Below are 15,352 nucleotides of genomic sequence, written 5' to 3' on the forward strand. Positions count from 1 at the left end.
AATGGCGGCACCGGTCGCGTCGATTGGCGAAAAGCGTCAGGAGCGGCTATCTCCTGGCAGGCTTCTTCGCGCCTCGGCGCACCGAGCGTTGCCGCACGGTTGAGCCCGAGCCGCGCAACGCACGTGCCGGGGCCACATCGTGCTGGCTGGCCCGCAGCTTGAAATCGCAGGTCTCGACGGCCAACTCGACAATGCGCGCCAGTGCAGGGCTGGCATCGTCGCTTCGATAGACCGCGCTGTAGACCAGCGGCGGCGGCATGGGGTCGCTCTTGACGACGCGCAGCAAGCCGCTCTTGATGTCCGGCCGCACATAGTCGAGCGCCTGTTGGCTGATGCCGAAGCCGCTGATGGTCAGTTCGCGCAAGACGGTCGTGCTGTTGGTCAGCAGAACCTTGCCGAAGCGGAAGCCGTGCTCCGCGCGCCAGGCCTCATAGAACTTGTTCTTCGAGGCGCCGGCGGGCTGCTCGATCACGGGGTAGTCGGCAAACTCGTGCGGCTTCAGGGCCCGGTTCGGGATGCCGAGTCGCGGACTCGCGATCCAGGCCTGGTCGACCTGCCCGACCTTGATCGTCTCGAAGGCCTGGCCCCAGAAGGTTCCGGGCATGATGGACAGATCGAGCTTGTTGGCTTCGAGGCGTTCGAACAGCGTCAGGCCCGCATCCACCACCGGCTCGAGCGTCACATGGGGATGCAGCTTCTGAAGAAGCTGGATCAGGCGCGTGAGCCATGTCATCGCGATCAGCTCCGTCACGCCCACGCGGAAGGTGCCGCGCAGCGTCTTGTCCACGCTGATGTCATGTTGAATGCGCTGCCACAGGCGCTGGGCTTCTTCCGCGAGCGGCAGCAACTCCCGGCCGGCCTGGGCCAGCTCCAGCCCGTGGGAGGTGCGGTGCAGCAAGGGCCCGCCCAGCGACGCCTCGAGTTCCGCCAACCTCTTGGAGATGGCCGACTGCGTGGTGTACAGCTTCACCGCCGCGGCGCTGAAGCTCTGAAGCTTGGCGCTGAAGAGAAAGGCCTCCAGCTGCTTGAAGGTGAAGTTCATTCCAGCGGAATGTACGCCCAAGGTCCATCGCAGGAATAAAAGGAATAGCCGGATCCTCCGATTTCTCGTTTGTCCTGCGGCGCAGGGCCTTTGATACTGCGTCCATGCTCCACATCGCGCCACGCCTGAATCGAATCAAGCCGTCTCCCAGTTCCATGGCCGGCCAGAGAGCGCGCGAGCTGCGCGCGATGGGCCGGGACATCCTGGGCTTGACTGCGGGCGAACCCGATTTCGAGACACCCCAGCACATCAAGGAGGCGGCCATCCGTGCCATGGCTGCCGGCCAGACCCGCTATACGGATGTGGGCGGCACCCCGGCGCTGAAGGAGGCGATCGCCGGCAAGTTCCGAAACGAGAACAGGCTGGCTTACGCGCCGAGCGAGATCATCGTCGGCAGCGGCGCCAAGCAGGTGATCTTCAACGCCCTCATGTGCACGGTGGCGGCGGGCGACGAGGTCATCGTGCCGGCGCCCTACTGGGTGTCGTACCCGGACATCGCGCTGCTGGCCGGTGGCGTTCCGGTGTTCGTCGACTGTTCGGCCGAAAACGGCTTCAAGCTCCGGCCCGCGGATCTCGAGCGTGCCATCACCGACCAGACACGGTGGCTGATGCTCAACTCGCCGAACAATCCGAGCGGAGCGACCTACACGCGCGCCGAGCTTCAGGCGCTGGCCGAGGTGCTCCGGCGCCATCCCCACGTCTGGATACTGACCGACGACATCTACGAGCACCTCATCTTTGGCGATGTCGAGTTCGCCACCATGGCCCAGGCGGCGCCCGATCTCAAGGACCGCACCCTCACGGTGAATGGCGTTTCCAAGGCCTATGCGATGACGGGTTGGCGCATCGGCTACGGCGCCGGGCCTTCGGAGCTGATCAAGGCGATGGTCAAGCTCCAGTCGCAGAGCACCTCCGGGCCGAACTCGATCGCCCAGGCTGCGGCCGTTGCAGCACTCACGGGACCGCAGGACATCGTGGCCGCGAATCGGCGCGAATATCAGAAGCGACGCGACACGGTGGTGGCGGCGCTCAACGCCATCGACGGCATCCATTGCGAAGTGCCCGGTGGCGCGTTCTACGTCTTCGCTTCATGCAGCGCGCTGTTCGGCCTTCGCACGCGCAAGGGGGCAGCGATCGACAGCAGCGACGACTGGGTGATGCACCTGCTCGATTCGCAGGATCTGGCGGCGCTGCAAGGCAGCGCCTACGGCGTGCCGACGCACTTCCGCCTCTCCTTTGCCGCCAGCACCGAACAGCTGCTGGAGGGTTGCCGGCGCATTGCACGGGCGCGCGACGAACTCTCGGGCTAAGCCATCACCTCATCCTTGCCTCCATGTCGATTTGAACCAGGAACCGCCATGAAACTCCGATCGCTTCTGAAGCTCTTGCCGGCCCTCGCCGCAAGCATCGCCTGGCTGGGCGCCACCCAGGCGTGGGCGACCGATCCTTTCCCGTCGAAGCCGGTGAAGATCCTGGTCGGCTTCTCGCCCGGCGGCTCCAACGACGTCGTCGCACGCCTGATCGCGCCGAAGCTGGCGGAAGGGCTCGGCGCGCAAGTCGTGGTCGACAACCGGCCCGGCGCCGGCGGCAACATCGCGGCATCGGCGATGCTCGCCGCACCCGCGGACGGACACACGCTGCTGATGTGCACCACGGGGACCTTGTCGATCCAGCCGCATGTGCTCAAGAGCATGCCCTTCGATCCAGAGAAGGACATCGTGCCGGTCACGCAGGTCACCAACGCGCCCTACATGCTGATGGTCAACGCGACCCTGCCCGTGAAGAGCGTCAAGGAACTCGTCGCCTACGCCAAGCAGAAGCCCGGCGAAATCAACTTCGCTTCTTCGGGAACGGCAACCGGGGGCCACTTGGCAGGCGAGATGCTGAAGACGCGCGCAGGCATCGACATCGTCCACGTGGCCTACAAAGGCACCGGCCAGGCGATGACGGATCTGCTGGCAGGCCAGGTCTCGATGATCTTCGACCAGCCCGTCAGCTCGATGCAGTACGCGCGCTCGGGCAAGCTCCGCGCCTTGGCGGTGGCCAGTGCGCGCCGGTTGACGGCCTTCCCTGACATTCCGACCGTGATGGAAGCCGGCGTTCCGGACTTCGAACCCGTGACGTGGGCAGGCATTTGCGCGGCCAGGAACACGCCGCCCGCCATCGTCGAGCGCATCCAGCGCGAAGTCGCCAAGGTGCTCGCGATGCCCGAGATCGCCAAGCGGCTCGCCGCCGACGGCCTGGAACCGGTTGGGAGCGCCCCCGAGCAGTTTCGTGCGTTCCTGGTTGCCGACAAGCGCAAATGGGGCCGCGTGGTGAAGGACGCCGACGTCAAGGCCGAGTGAGAACAAGACGATGAGCCATCTCCCCGATATCGTTCGCGACTTCCAGCGCGTTCCGCCTGATCTGGTCCAGCAGGCTTCGGCCTTCCAGCCCGCCATCCTGGCCGACGTTGCAGGCCGCCGAGGTGCCCTGCACGGCCGCATCCAGGCCTTGCGTCACCGGATGAAGCTGGCCGGCAGCGCGCTCACGGTGGAGGTGCGGCCGGGCGACAACCTGATGATCCACGCCGCCATCGCGCTGGCCAAGCCCGGCGACGTGCTGGTGATCGACGGCAAGGGCGACCAGAGCGCTGCCCTGATGGGCACCATCATGATGAACGCCTGCAGGCAGGTCGGCATCGCCGGCGTGGTGATCGACGGCGCGGTGCGCGACAGCGTCGAGATCGACGAGATGGACTTTCCCGTTTTCTCGGTCGGCACCAATCCCAATGGCCCGACGAAGCTGGCGTCGGGGCGGATCGGACATCCAGTGTCCGTCGGCGGCGTGGCCGTCCGTCCGGGTGATCTTGTTGTTGGCGATGCCGACGGCGTGGTCGTGGTCGAGCGGGAGAAGGTAGAGGCGCTTCTTCAGGCGGCAAGAAGGAAAGTTGCGGACGAAGCCGCGCGCATCGATGCCATCAAGAAAGGAGATACGGCTGCCAAGTGGCTGGACTCCGCGCTGCGCAACGCGGGTGTGCTCAAGGAAAACGAGAAGCTGTAGGTCGAGCGCCTGCAGTCTGTTCCGCATCCATCAACCAGGCGGCTTCGTGCAGCAGCCCGCGCAGCCAGACCACTCCCGGGTCGTGGGTGCGGTACTTGTGCCATTGCATCGCCTGCTCCATCCTGGGCATCGGTACGGGCAACGCATGCAGCTTCAAGGGCTGAGCGGACCGCGCCGGTCAGCTTCGGGACGATCGGCAGTTCCGTCTCGCGCGGCAGGATCGACTCGGGATGCACCTCCAGCACGCCTGCCTTGCGCAAGGCTTGCAAGAACCCGACGCATCGAGAAAACGACTGCTGACTCAGATCAGCCAGCTCGCTCGCGTTCAATTCGCACCGCGAAAGCAGGCTCGCCATCCGAACATTGCCGGAGTCGTTGCCCAGCAGCGCGGCTGGAGGCCAGCGGCGAAGCATGAAGCGGACCGAATCGGAGACTTCCATCTCCATTGCAGTCTGCTCATCCGTGGTCGGGAGCGCCGGTTGCGCTGCGAGCAGCTCACGTTCGGTGTTCTTCAACCATTGCCCGCCGCACCGCTGCGCTACAGCGGTTCAGCCCGCAGCATGCCGCCGGCACGCACGAAGTTGCCTCCGCCGAGGTGATGGATGGTCTGCAAGTCGGCGTTGTCCTCGCGAAACAACCAATGGCCGCCGGCGAAGATGCGCGCGTCGGCCGCCGCGGCGACCACCTCGCCGAAGCAGGTGTCGTAGGCATCTTCGGTATGCGGCTCGCGGATCAGCCGGCATTCCAGCCAGGCGGCGCAGCCCGCCTCGAGCAGGGGCATGCCCAGCACGGGCCCGCGGCTCGCCGCGATGCCGTGGCGCTCGAACTTGTCGAGCGTGCGGCCGCTCGTGTTGCCGAGCGCGTAGGTGAGGTCGACCAGCGCCGTGCCGGGCAGGCAGATGCCGAACGCGCCACTGGCGGCGACGAGCTCGCGCGTGTAGGTCCGCTTGTCGATCACCACCGCGATACGCGGCGGCGTGAACTCTACCGGCATCGACCAGGCGGCGGCCATGACGTTGCGGCGGGCGCCGTCGGCACTCGTCACCAGCACGGTCGGGCCATGGTTGACGAGGCGGCTCGCGTGTTCGAGCGCGACAGGCTGAAAATGATTCATGACAGGCATCCAGTTACTTGCGGGCCCCGGCGCTCGTCAGCGTGAACTCTTCCGCGGGCTTGTCGTTCGGGATCGCCCAGACAGCCTTCGTCGCCTCCGATGCCGGCAAGTTGACGATCGCGCCGGCAGGGGGAATGGGCTTCATGAACCACTTGTCGTAGAGCTGCGCGATCTCGCCGGACTTCATCATCCCCCGCAGCGTGTTGTCGATGCTTTGCTTGAAGGCAGGGTCGTCCTTGCGAAGCATGATGGCGATCGGCTCCACGCCAAGAACCTCGCCCACGATCTTGTAGTCCGCAGGATTGCGCGCCTTGGCGATATTGCCGGCCAGTACCTGGCTGTCCATCACAAAGGCGTCCGCCCGGCCCGAGTCGAGGTTGAGCATGCTGTCGGTGTGGTCCTTGCCGAAGATTTCCTGGAAGTCGACTCCCGCGGCCTTCTCATGCTTGCGCAGCAATTGCACACTCGTCGTTCCGGTCGTTGTTGCCACTCCGCGGCCACGCAGCTGGTTGATCGACTGGATGCCCGAGCTGGCCTTGACTGCCATGCGGACTTCTTCGACGAATGTCGTGAGGGCGAACGCCACCTGCTGCTGCCGCGCGGCATTGTTCGTCGTCGAGCCACACTCGATATCGATCGTGCCGTTCTGCAGCAGCGGGATGCGATTCGAAGACGACACCGGCGCGTACTTGATATCGAGCTGGGGCAGACCCAGCTGCTTCTGAATGTCGGCCAAGGCACGCTGGCACAGGTCGATATGGAAGCCGACGTACTTTCCGTAGCCGGTCGTGTACGACAGCGCACCCGACGACTCGCGAACGCCCATCCTGACAACCCCCGTCTCCCTGCTCTTCTGCAACGTATCGGCCTGGGCTGCGCAGGCGCATGCGGCGGCAACGATGGCGAGTATCGCTTTCTTCATTTGGCGAAGAGCATTTCGATGTTGGCGAAGGCCTTGAGCTCCAGCGCATTGCCGGAGGGATCGAGGAAGAACATCGTGGCCTGCTCGCCGGGCTCGCCCTTGAAGCGGATGTACGGCTCGATCACGAACTCGACGCCCTGCGCCCTCAGGCGAGCCGCCATCGCTTCCCATTCGGACATCGGCAGCACGATGCCGAAGTGGCGTACCGGCACGCCATGGCCGTCGACTGCGTTGCGCTGCGCCACACCCGTCTCGTCGGGCGCCAGGTGGGCGACGATCTGGTGGCCGTAGAAGTTGAAGTCGACCCAGTCGTCCGCGCTGCGGCCTTCGGGGCAGCCCAGCAGCTCGCCGTAGAACTTGCGGGCCAGCGCGATGTCGTGCACCGGAAAGGCCAGGTGGAAGGGGGACATCATGGCGGGGTTGGTGGTCGGAGTCAGCATGGTGTGGGGCTCGGTGTGGATGAGGATGCGTGATCCTAGGGTCGGATGAGAAAAAGAAAAATCAATATATATTTGACAGATGCATCAATGGAATTTGTGAATGATCCGCGAGCTGAAGACCTTCGTCGCCGTGGCCCGGGAAGGCACCTTCGCCGCTGCCGGCCAGAAGATCGGCCTGACGCAAGCGGCGGTCAGTGCGCAGATGCAGCGGCTGGAGGCCGAACTTGGTTTCGCGCTTTTCGACCGCACCGGCCGTTCGGCCCGCCTGAACGCCATGGGCCAGGAGACCCTGGAGCAGGCCACGGAGCTGATTCGCCTCTACGCCAATCTGGGTTCGCGCCATGCCGGCCCGCGCGCGACGGTGCCCGTCAGCATCGGCGCGATCGCGTCGGCGCAGCGCCTGCTGTTGGCCGAGGCGCTGACCAGCCTCCACAAGCAGTCGCCGGACTGCCGCACGCGCGTGATTCCCGGCCTGTCGATGGCGCTGCTGAACCTGGTCGATGCAGGCGAGATCGACATGGCCATCGTCATCCGTCCACCGTTCGCCCTGCAAAGCGACCTGCGCTGGACCACGCTGGCGCATGAACCATTCCGCCTGCTGGTGCCGCGACATGTCGAGGGGAGCGACTGGGCGGAACTGCTGTCCAGCCAGCCCTTCGTGCGCTACGACCGCGCTTCTTTCGGCGGTCGGCAGGTCGACCGCTTTCTGCGCGCCGCGCACTTGAGCGTGCAGGAGATCTGCGAGCTCGATGAGTTGGACGCGATCGTGCGGCTGGTGGCCAACGGCCTGGGGGTGGCCTTGGTGCCGCAGACCGCCACGCACCGGCGCTGGCCTGCCGCGGTACGCGCCATCGATCTCGGCCGCCACACATTCCACCGCGACATCGGGCTGGTGCATCGCTCGAGCCGCAATCTGACCGGGTCCGCGAGCCTGCTGGCGCAGTTGGTCTGCGCGGCCTACAGCGGCAGCCTGTAGCTCACCGCTAACCCGTTGCACCAAACGAAACGGCCCCCTCGGGGCCGTTGTCCGTGAGAGCCGCGGCGCCGCCGCGGGGCACTTACTTCTTGGTCTTCTTGGTAGGTGCAGCTTTCTTGGCGACCGGCTTCGCTGCAGCCTTGTCAGCCTTCCGTTTTGCTGCCTTGGGGTCGATGGCGGCTTTGAACGCGGAGCCGGGAACGAACTTCGGAAGCTTTGCCGCAGCAATCTTGATTTTTTCGCCGGTGCTGGGATTCAAGCCCGTGCGGGCTGCACGAGCGACTTGCTTGAACGTTCCAAAACCAACGAGTTGGACGGGATCACCCTTCTTGACAGCCGCGACGATGGAGCCAGTGACGGTCTCAAGAATGCGCGCAGCCTCGGCCTTGCTGACGGTGTGTGCGGTCGCGATTTTCTCGACCAGTTCAATACGATTCACAGATTTCCTTGGAGTAGTTCGCCTTGTTGCCAAAGGCGGCGCAGCCAACCAGACTGGCTGCAAGCGGCGCGGAGTGTAGCCGAGGTCTGCAAACCCTTGGTCAGCCGGCCTTCGATGCGCTCGTGGCAACCGATACGCCCCATAGGCGCGGCTTGCCTTCCCAGACCGAGAAGCCGCTGATGCGCTTGCGCACCGCCCAGGCGTCGAGGCCGTTGTACAGCATGATCAGCGGCACCTGCCGGATCATCTGCGCGTGGATCTGATCGAACAGCGCCTGGCGCTTCTTCGGGTCGGCTTCGGCAAAGCTCTCGTCGATCAGCTTCAGCGCCTGCGGATCTTCCCAGACCTTGCGCGACTGCTTGTCCTTGGGGCCCGCGAACTGCTCGTAGCTCAGCGCCGGATCGAGGCGCGACGAGTACGTGAACGAGCTGATCTGGTAGTTGCCACTGTTGTAGCGGTCGAGCTGCGTGGCCCACTCCAGCACCTCGATCTGCGCGTTGATGCCGACGGACTGCATCATGGCCTGCGCGAGCACTGCCACGGTGTAGCTCGGCACGTGAGCGCGCTTGTTGGTCTGGATGGTGATCTTCTCGCCCTTGTAGCCCGCTTCGCGCAGCAGCTTCGCCGCCAGCGCCGGGTCGTAGCGGTAGCCCTTCTTCTGCGCCGCGCCGTAAAAGGCCGACCCCTTGTGGATCGCCGAGTTGTTGACCGAGCCGAGGCCCTCGGAAGCCGCCGCCGCGATCTGCTCCATGTCGAAGGAGGCGGCGATGGCCTGGCGCAGTTTCTCGTTCTTCAGCAGCGGGTCGCGGGTCTGGATCAGCAGCACGTTCTTGGTGGCCTGGCCGGGCGTCTGCACGGCGAGCTTGCTGTCGGTCTTGAGTTCCTGCACGTCGCTCGCGGTGATCTGGCCCGCATCGATGGCGCCGGACTTCAAACCTGCGGTGGCAGTGGACCCATCGGGCACGACGAGGAAGCGCACCGTGTCCACCAGCGGCGCCTTCAGGCCCACGTAGCCGTCGGCCTTGCTGCCGGGAGGCGAGGTGTAGCCCTTGAAGGCCGTGACGGTGACGTACTCGCCGCGTTTCCATTCGCCGAACTTGAAGGGGCCGGTGCCCACCGGCTTGTCCCAGCTGCCGTCGGCCTTGACCGAGCTGCGATGAAGAATGGCCGTCATGCCGCAATCGGTGCGCGACAGCGTGTCGAGAAAGATCGCCGAGGGCTTGTTGATCTTCATGACGAAGGTGGCGGCGTCGGGTGTCGAGGTTTCGACCACTTTGAGGCCACCGCGGCCGTCGAACTCGCTGAGGCAGCGCCAGTCGGTCTTCGGGTCCATGTAGCGCTTCCAGCTCCAGTCCACGTCGGCCGAGGTGAGCGGCGCGTCGTTGTGGAACTTCACGCCCTTGCGCAGGCGAAAGGTGTAGGTCAGGCCGTCCTTCGACATCTCCACCGACTGCGCGAGCAGCGGGCCCACGCTGCCGTCCTGGCGGTAGCCCACCAGCCCCTCGACCATGTGCAGCACGATGCCGTCGGTGGTGTTGTCGCGGTTGACGCCGGGGTTGGTGGAGCGGATGTCGGCCGGCTGCGCGACCGTCACGGAGGTCTGGGCGAAGGCGGTGGCGCAGGCGATGGATGCGCCGCCGATGGCAGCGAGACGGATGAGAAGACGGGGCATGGTGGCGTACTCCTGCGAAGTCAGTATGGGAAAAAGGCTCTCAGGCCGCAACGGCGGCGCCGAAGCGCCAGCGCAGCCGCACGCCGCCGCTGTCGGTGGACTCGAGTGCCGGAATGGCCGAGAGCAGCTTGCGCGTGTAGTCCTGCTGCGGATGGTCGAACACCGCGTCGCGCGTGCCCTGCTCGACGATGCGTCCGTCCTGCATCACGATCACCCGGTCGGCCACCTGCTCCACCACGCCGAGGTCGTGGCTGATGAAGAGGCACGAGAAGCCGTGGCGCTTCTGCAGTTCGGCGAACAGTGCGAGCACCTGCGCGCGCACCGTCACGTCGAGCGCCGAGACCGGCTCGTCGGCGATCACGAATTCGGGCCGGCGCACGACCGCGCGCGCGATCGCCACGCGCTGCCGCTGGCCACCCGAGAGCTCGTGCGCGTGGCGCGGCGCGAAGCCCGATCCGAGGCCCACCTCGTCGAGCACTTCCTGCACGCGCCGCCCCTTGTCGGCGGCAGACATGTTCCGCAGCAACCGCAGGCCTTCGCCCACCAGTTGGCCGATCGTCATGCGCGGGTCGAGCGAGGCGTACGGGTCCTGGAAAACCATCTGGCACTGCAGCCGGTAGTCGAACCAGCCGGGGTCCGAGCGCGCGATCTGCCGGCCGCGGAACAGGATCTCGCCGCCGCTGGGCCGCAGCAGCCCGGCGATGGCGCGCCCCAGCGTGGTCTTGCCCGAGCCCGAGCCGCCGACGACCGCCACCACCTCGCGCGGGCGCACCGCCAGGTCGATGCCGTGCAGCGCGCGCTTGGGTACCGCCTTGGCGAAGAGCCGGCGATGACCGGGATAGTCGACGACGAGGTTGCGCACCTCGACCACCGGCGCTTCCTCCGCCACCGGCCGCGCGGGTAGGCGCCGCGGCATGGCCTCGAGCAGCTCGCGCGTGTAGGGGTGGTGCGGGCGCGCAAGCAGGTCGTCGGTGTTGCCGATCTCCTTCACCTCGCCGTGCCGCATCACGACCACGCGCTGGGTGAAGCGGGCCACCATCGGCAGGTCGTGGCTGATCATCAGCACGGCGGTGCGGTGCTCGCGCGTGAGGCCGACCATCAGCTCCAGCACGTCGCGCTGCACCACGGCGTCGAGCGCGGTGGTGGGCTCGTCGGCGATCAGCAGCGCGGGCTGCAGCAGCATCACCGAGGCCAGCATCATCCGCTGTCGCATGCCGCCCGAGAACTCGTGCGGCCACGCACCGAGCGCGGCCTGCGGATCGCGAATGCCGACGCGCGCGAGCATGTCGAGGATCAGCGCGCGGCGCGCATCCGGCGGCAGCTCGCGCCGGTGCAGCGCCAGCGCCTCGCCGAGCTGGCGGCCGATGGTCATCGACGGGTTGAGCGAGGTCATGGGCTCCTGGAACACCATGCCGACCCGCAGGCCGCGCAGCTCGCGCAACCGCTGCGGCCTTGCCTGCGCAAGGTCTTCGCCCTCGAAGAGGATGCGGCCTGCGGTGCGCACCAGCGGCGGCGGCGTGAGGCCCATGATGGCGCGCGCGGCCTGCGTCTTGCCGCTGCCGGATTCGCCGACGATGCCGACCATCTCGCCGGGCGCGATGTCGAACGAGACCTTGCGCACGATCTCGCGGCCGCCCGCGCCGACGGCGAGCGTGAGGCCCTCCACGCTGACCAGGGGTGTCGTCGTCATTGCACGCCTTTCATGCGCGGATCGAGCCAGTCGCGCACCGCATCGCCTAGCAGGTTGATGCCGAGCAGCGTCAGCGCGATGCACAGGCCCGGAAGAATCGAAAGATGGCCGGCCTGCGCCATGAAGGGCCGCGCCGAGGAGAGCATGTTGCCCCATGTGGGCGCCGGCGGCGGCACGCCGAGGCCCAGGAACGAGAGAGCGCTCTCGGCCAGGATCACCCAGCCGAACATCGAGGTGGCCAGCACCGTCAGCGGCGCGGTGCAGTTGGGCAGCACGTGCCGGAACATGGTGTAGAGCTCGGAGTTGCCGAGCACGCGCGAGGATTCGATGTACTCCTTCTCGCGCAGCGACAGCACCGTGCCGCGCACGATGCGGGTGACCGAGGGCGTGTAGGCCAGGCCCAGCGCGAGGATGATGCCGTACTGGTTGGCGCCGACCACCGCGAGCAGGCCCAGCGCCAGCAGCAGGCCGGGGAAGGCCAGCAGCGCATTGTTGAAGGCCATCACGATGCGGTCGGTCCAGCCGCGCAGGAAGCCGGTCAGCACGCCGACGATGCTGCCCGCGACGATGGAGAAGCTCACCGTCAGCAGGCTGATCCAGACGCTCGTCGAGGCGCCGGCCATGAGGCGCGAGAATTCGTCGCGGCCGAATTCGTCGGTGCCCAGCAGGTAGCTGCCGCCCGGCGGCCTGAGGCGGGAACCGAAGTTGATTCGCAGCGGATCGTGCGGCGTCCAGAACTGACTCAATACCGCCGCGAGTGCGACGGCGCCGACGATCAGGATGCCCACCAGGGCATTGAGGGGAATGCGTTGCTTGCGGAATTTCATTCGACAGCCACCCGTGGGTCGAAGATCGGATAGCAAAGGTCGATGACGAGGTTCACCGCCACGTAGACCGCGGCCACGAACAGCAGGCAGCCCTGGATCACCGGGTAGTCGCGCGCGAAGATCGCGTCCACCAGCAGCCGGCCGAGGCCGGGAATGGTGAACACCGTCTCGACCACCGCGATGCCGCCGAGCAGGTTGCCGAGCACGAGCCCGATCAGTGTCCAGGTCGGGCCGAATGCGTTCTTGAAGGCATGGCGCATCAGCACCGCACGCTCCGACAGGCCCTTGGCGCGCGCGTGGGTGATGTAGTCGAGGCGCAGCACCTCGAGCGTGCTGGCGCGCGCCATGCGCATCAGCACGCCGATCTCATGCAGGAAAAGCGTGAGCACTGGCAGCACCAGGTAAAGCAGGCCGGCCCTCCAGTCTTCGGCGAGCGACACGTAGCCGACCACCGGCAGCCAGCCCAGCTTGAGGCCGAACAGCAGCAACAGCAGCAGGCCGAGCCAGAACGTCGGGATCGACACCAGCAGCGTGGCCGAGCCCACGAGCAGCAGGTCGGGTGCGCGGTTCTGCTTCCAGGCGGCGATCATGCCGGCGGGCACCGCCACCAGCGCGGCCAGCGCCACCGCAGCCAGTACGATGCGGCCGCTGATGAGGAAGCGCTCGGCCACCAGCGGCAGCACGTCCTGGCCGCTGTTGATCGAGGTGCCGAGGTCGCCCTGCAGCACGCGGCCGAACCAGATGCCGAACTGGGCCGGCACCGAGCGGTCCAGACCCAGACGGGCGCGCAGGTCCGCAAGGCTGGCGGGCGTGGCCAGGTCGCCGAGCAGCAATTGCGCGGGGTCGCCGGGAATGAGCCGTATCAGGATGAAGACCGACACTGCCACGATGAGCAGTGTGGGAATCGCCATCGCGATGCGGGCCGCAGCGAAACGGAACATGGGCCTGTCTCCTTGCGCGTTCTCAGCCCGGGATCGACGATGGCGACGGGGACGGCGTGGCGCGAAGCTCGCGCAGCACGCGGGCGAGGAAGTCCTGCACCCGCCCGACGCAGGCCAGGCCGTTGTGCGGCACGTTGTCCAGCAGGTCGAAGACGACCTGCACGCCGGCCGCTTCGAAGGAGCGGCGCAGGGTTTGCAGCCGCTCGGGTCGCGTGGGGCCCGCGTCGTTGGCGCCCGGCATGAAGTGCTTTCCGCCGGGCCTGTGGGTGATCTCCCAGGTCTCGATGTCGGCCTTGCCGGCCACCATGTGGACCGGCACGCGGCGCAGCGCCTCGAGGTCGAGCGGCTTGCCGAAGCGGGTGTCGAAATCCTGCGTGCCGACCCACCAGCCCTGCTGCGGATCGATCTGCGTCACCGAACCGGGTGCGCCGATGGACACGGCCCACAGGCGCTCCGGGTGCAGCAGCGCGAAGCGGTTGGCGAACTGCCCGCCGCCCGAGTAGCCGAAGAGCGCGAAGCGGTTGAAGTCGCAATCGAACTTCTCGCCCACCTCGGCCACCATGTCGAGCAGGATCCGGTCGTAGCGGATGTCGGCCTCGATCAGCTGCTTGAAGCCGTCGCGGTTGCCGTCGCCGCGCACGCCGACCGGAAACAGCGGGCACAGCACGATGCAGTCGTTCCACTTGGCGAAGCCGCTGAAGGCCTCCCGGTAGTTGACGAAGGCGCGGCCGGTGCCGTGCATCACGACGATCAGTTGCATGGGCCGCGTGCCGGCGCTGCCGATGTGGTGCGGCACGTAGGTGCAGTACGAGAAGCGCGGATCTCTGCGCGAGGCGTAGATGGTGCTGGGACCCAGGTCGTAGATGGCGCGTGCGCGCTGTTCGGCCTGAACGGAAGAAGCCTCGGGGGTTTCGAGCATGGCGGTGTGTAGGTGCGTATGAAAGGGTATGCGCCGGCGGCGGGCTACAACGTGTATTCCTGGAAGTTGCGTGCCTCGTAGGGCTTGCGCGCGATCCACATCGTCTTGTTGCCGGCGTCGATCAGGGTGGTCGCCACGGTGGCGGAGATGCTGGCGAAGCTCGCGGGTTTGGGCGAGCGCAGCACGCCGTCGGGCTTGCCGAATTCATCGGCGAGGATCGCCTTCACATGGTCCCAGCCGATCGGGCCCGAGACGCGGCGCAGCGCGTTCTCGACCCGGTGCTGGCGGTAGAGGCTGTCGACCCGCTCGCCCATGTACGGGTCGCGCAGCTTGACGCGCGCGGCCGGGCAGAGCCAGTGGTTGGTATGCACCAGCAGGTCGTCCTCGGGCATGACCCAGAAGATCTCGCCCGGCGAGGTTTCGAGGCTCATGCCTGCGCCGTCGCCGGCACCGGCCTGCGCCAGGATCATGTTGTTGGCGCAATAGCGCCGCGAGTCCCAGATCGCCCGCATGGCCTGCGCCAGGTTGGCGGCTTCGAGCACGCGACGGCGCAGCAGCACCAGCGGCACGCCGGCGCCCTTGCGGAAGTCTTCGTCGCTGGAGAGGGAGTTGCCGGTCAGCGAGACGCCATTGGCATTGAAGCCATGGCGCGCAAGCGCGCCGGCCTCGGTGAAGCTCAGGATGTCGGGACCCTCTTCTCGGCGGATGCGCAACACGATGCCGGTGTCCACGCATTCTTCGCGCCAGTCCCAGTTATGGGCATGCATGAGGCGGCCGGTGTCTGAGCGGCCGGGCAGCACGAGCAGGCCGGTGCAGTCGCCGTCTTCCGACGACGGGGCCTTGGCCGGTGCTTCGAGCGACTGCTGGAGGTCGGCATGGCCGAACATCATCTCGGTGCGGCAGTTGATCGTGATGACGTCCTCCAGCGTCGCACCCGCGCCTTCGGCGATGCCGCGCAGTTCCTCGAGATAGGTGGCGTCATAGGCCTCGATGACCTGGGCCATCGATTGCGCGAGGCGCCGCAGCGTGGCCTCGTCGACGCCGCGTTTGCCGAGCTGCGACTTGTAGAGCGCGATGCTGCGCGCCACGCGCTCAGGCACGGCGCGGCCATGCTGCACGCCACGCGCATGCGGCGTGCCGGAAACATCGACAAGGGGAAAGTATCGGGGGGTTGTCATGTTGCTTGAGCCACTTTGTCATTCGCTTGTCGCCGCGAGCGGGTAGCGATGGGGTGGATTGTTTTGCAAGAACAGAAAAAGATAAATTTAAAAATCATTTAGCATCAATAAAGAAATTGTTTATCTTGAAGCTGTCTTCATCCGTGCCTC

The 15,352-nt window shown here is 66.5% G+C and carries 15 protein-coding genes; 4 read left to right on the forward strand and 11 right to left on the reverse strand.

The window, feature by feature from the left end; all coding sequences use genetic code 11:
* Positions 1 to 46: 46 nt before the first annotated feature.
* The gene (locus ACSQ9I_RS24070) at positions 47 to 1,042 is read right to left on the reverse strand and encodes a LysR family transcriptional regulator (RefSeq protein ID WP_436314720.1); all 996 of its coding nucleotides are present in this window, start codon (positions 1,040 to 1,042) and stop codon (positions 47 to 49) included.
* 104 nt (positions 1,043 to 1,146) lie between these two features.
* Between ACSQ9I_RS24070 and ACSQ9I_RS24075 the strand changes: the two genes are divergently transcribed.
* From ACSQ9I_RS24075 to ACSQ9I_RS24085, 3 genes are read left to right on the forward strand one after another with little or no spacing between them, the layout of a single operon-like run.
* Entirely contained in the window at positions 1,147 to 2,352 is a 1,206-nt protein-coding gene (locus ACSQ9I_RS24075; RefSeq protein ID WP_436314721.1) for a pyridoxal phosphate-dependent aminotransferase, read from the forward strand.
* A 48-nt stretch (positions 2,353 to 2,400) separates the two neighbouring features.
* The gene (locus tag ACSQ9I_RS24080) at positions 2,401 to 3,387 is read left to right on the forward strand and encodes a Bug family tripartite tricarboxylate transporter substrate binding protein (RefSeq protein WP_436314722.1); all 987 of its coding nucleotides are present in this window, start codon (positions 2,401 to 2,403) and stop codon (positions 3,385 to 3,387) included.
* Positions 3,388 to 3,397: 10 nt separating this feature from the next.
* A complete protein-coding gene (locus tag ACSQ9I_RS24085; RefSeq protein WP_436314723.1) occupies positions 3,398 to 4,084 on the forward strand; it encodes an RraA family protein in 687 nt (228 codons plus the stop codon).
* A 538-nt stretch (positions 4,085 to 4,622) separates the two neighbouring features.
* On the opposite strand, the gene ACSQ9I_RS24090 is transcribed toward ACSQ9I_RS24085, so the two are convergent.
* Genes ACSQ9I_RS24090 through ACSQ9I_RS24100 form a run of 3 tightly spaced genes read right to left on the reverse strand, consistent with a single transcriptional unit; the run spans position 4,623 to position 6,560 of the window.
* A complete protein-coding gene (locus ACSQ9I_RS24090) occupies positions 4,623 to 5,198 on the reverse strand; it encodes a flavin reductase family protein (RefSeq protein ID WP_436314724.1) in 576 nt (191 codons plus the stop codon).
* Positions 5,199 to 5,211: 13 nt separating this feature from the next.
* Complete coding sequence (locus ACSQ9I_RS24095) at positions 5,212 to 6,120, reverse strand: amino acid ABC transporter substrate-binding protein (RefSeq protein ID WP_436314725.1); 909 nt, start codon at positions 6,118 to 6,120, stop codon at positions 5,212 to 5,214.
* Complete coding sequence (locus ACSQ9I_RS24100) at positions 6,117 to 6,560, reverse strand: VOC family protein (protein WP_093109622.1); 444 nt, start codon at positions 6,558 to 6,560, stop codon at positions 6,117 to 6,119. Before ACSQ9I_RS24100 ends, ACSQ9I_RS24095 begins: the two co-directional genes overlap by 4 nt.
* Before the next feature lie 100 nt (positions 6,561 to 6,660).
* On the opposite strand from ACSQ9I_RS24100, the gene ACSQ9I_RS24105 reads away from it, so the two are divergent.
* Positions 6,661 to 7,536 (forward strand): LysR family transcriptional regulator, encoded by an 876-nt coding sequence (locus ACSQ9I_RS24105; protein ID WP_093109623.1) that lies wholly within the window; start codon positions 6,661 to 6,663, stop codon positions 7,534 to 7,536.
* Between the two features lie 82 nt (positions 7,537 to 7,618).
* Here ACSQ9I_RS24105 and ACSQ9I_RS24110 read toward each other — a convergent pair whose 3' ends face one another.
* From ACSQ9I_RS24110 to ACSQ9I_RS24140, 7 genes are all read right to left on the reverse strand, one after another.
* Positions 7,619 to 8,008: an HU family DNA-binding protein gene (locus ACSQ9I_RS24110; RefSeq protein ID WP_170855696.1), complete on the reverse strand. Its 390-nt coding sequence runs from the start codon at positions 8,006 to 8,008 to the stop codon at positions 7,619 to 7,621.
* A gap of 67 nt (positions 8,009 to 8,075) precedes the next feature.
* Complete coding sequence (locus ACSQ9I_RS24115; protein ID WP_436314726.1) at positions 8,076 to 9,647, reverse strand: ABC transporter substrate-binding protein; 1,572 nt, start codon at positions 9,645 to 9,647, stop codon at positions 8,076 to 8,078.
* 40 nt (positions 9,648 to 9,687) lie between these two features.
* Positions 9,688 to 11,337: an ABC transporter ATP-binding protein gene (locus tag ACSQ9I_RS24120; RefSeq protein WP_436314727.1), complete on the reverse strand. Its 1,650-nt coding sequence runs from the start codon at positions 11,335 to 11,337 to the stop codon at positions 9,688 to 9,690.
* The gene (locus ACSQ9I_RS24125; protein ID WP_436314728.1) at positions 11,334 to 12,164 is read right to left on the reverse strand and encodes an ABC transporter permease; all 831 of its coding nucleotides are present in this window, start codon (positions 12,162 to 12,164) and stop codon (positions 11,334 to 11,336) included. The genes ACSQ9I_RS24120 and ACSQ9I_RS24125 overlap by 4 nt, the downstream gene beginning before the upstream one ends.
* Complete coding sequence (locus ACSQ9I_RS24130; RefSeq protein ID WP_093109628.1) at positions 12,161 to 13,105, reverse strand: ABC transporter permease; 945 nt, start codon at positions 13,103 to 13,105, stop codon at positions 12,161 to 12,163. Before ACSQ9I_RS24130 ends, ACSQ9I_RS24125 begins: the two co-directional genes overlap by 4 nt.
* 22 nt (positions 13,106 to 13,127) lie before the next feature.
* Positions 13,128 to 14,024: a hydrolase gene (locus tag ACSQ9I_RS24135; RefSeq protein WP_436314729.1), complete on the reverse strand. Its 897-nt coding sequence runs from the start codon at positions 14,022 to 14,024 to the stop codon at positions 13,128 to 13,130.
* A gap of 44 nt (positions 14,025 to 14,068) precedes the next feature.
* Entirely contained in the window at positions 14,069 to 15,202 is a 1,134-nt protein-coding gene (locus tag ACSQ9I_RS24140) for a C45 family autoproteolytic acyltransferase/hydolase (RefSeq protein ID WP_436314730.1), read from the reverse strand.
* Positions 15,203 to 15,352: the final 150 nt, after the last annotated feature.

This window comes from Variovorax sp. LjRoot84, assembly GCF_964254305.1.
Classification (GTDB): Bacteria; Pseudomonadota; Gammaproteobacteria; order Burkholderiales; family Burkholderiaceae_C; genus Variovorax.

Coding starts and splice junctions, on each gene's coding strand:
- ACSQ9I_RS24115 (WP_436314726.1), bottom strand. CDS start 9,647: ATGCCCCGTCTTCTCATCCGTCTCGCTGCCATCGGCGGCGCATCCATC.
- ACSQ9I_RS24075 (WP_436314721.1), top strand. CDS start 1,147: ATGCTCCACATCGCGCCACGCCTGAATCGAATCAAGCCGTCTCCCAGT.
- ACSQ9I_RS24095 (WP_436314725.1), bottom strand. CDS start 6,120: ATGAAGAAAGCGATACTCGCCATCGTTGCCGCCGCATGCGCCTGCGCA.
- ACSQ9I_RS24125 (WP_436314728.1), bottom strand. CDS start 12,164: ATGAAATTCCGCAAGCAACGCATTCCCCTCAATGCCCTGGTGGGCATC.
- ACSQ9I_RS24080 (WP_436314722.1), top strand. CDS start 2,401: ATGAAACTCCGATCGCTTCTGAAGCTCTTGCCGGCCCTCGCCGCAAGC.
- ACSQ9I_RS24090 (WP_436314724.1), bottom strand. CDS start 5,198: ATGAATCATTTTCAGCCTGTCGCGCTCGAACACGCGAGCCGCCTCGTC.
- ACSQ9I_RS24130 (WP_093109628.1), bottom strand. CDS start 13,105: ATGTTCCGTTTCGCTGCGGCCCGCATCGCGATGGCGATTCCCACACTG.
- ACSQ9I_RS24100 (WP_093109622.1), bottom strand. CDS start 6,560: ATGCTGACTCCGACCACCAACCCCGCCATGATGTCCCCCTTCCACCTG.
- ACSQ9I_RS24085 (WP_436314723.1), top strand. CDS start 3,398: ATGAGCCATCTCCCCGATATCGTTCGCGACTTCCAGCGCGTTCCGCCT.
- ACSQ9I_RS24105 (WP_093109623.1), top strand. CDS start 6,661: ATGATCCGCGAGCTGAAGACCTTCGTCGCCGTGGCCCGGGAAGGCACC.
- ACSQ9I_RS24135 (WP_436314729.1), bottom strand. CDS start 14,024: ATGCTCGAAACCCCCGAGGCTTCTTCCGTTCAGGCCGAACAGCGCGCA.
- ACSQ9I_RS24120 (WP_436314727.1), bottom strand. CDS start 11,337: ATGACGACGACACCCCTGGTCAGCGTGGAGGGCCTCACGCTCGCCGTC.
- ACSQ9I_RS24140 (WP_436314730.1), bottom strand. CDS start 15,202: ATGACAACCCCCCGATACTTTCCCCTTGTCGATGTTTCCGGCACGCCG.
- ACSQ9I_RS24070 (WP_436314720.1), bottom strand. CDS start 1,042: ATGAACTTCACCTTCAAGCAGCTGGAGGCCTTTCTCTTCAGCGCCAAG.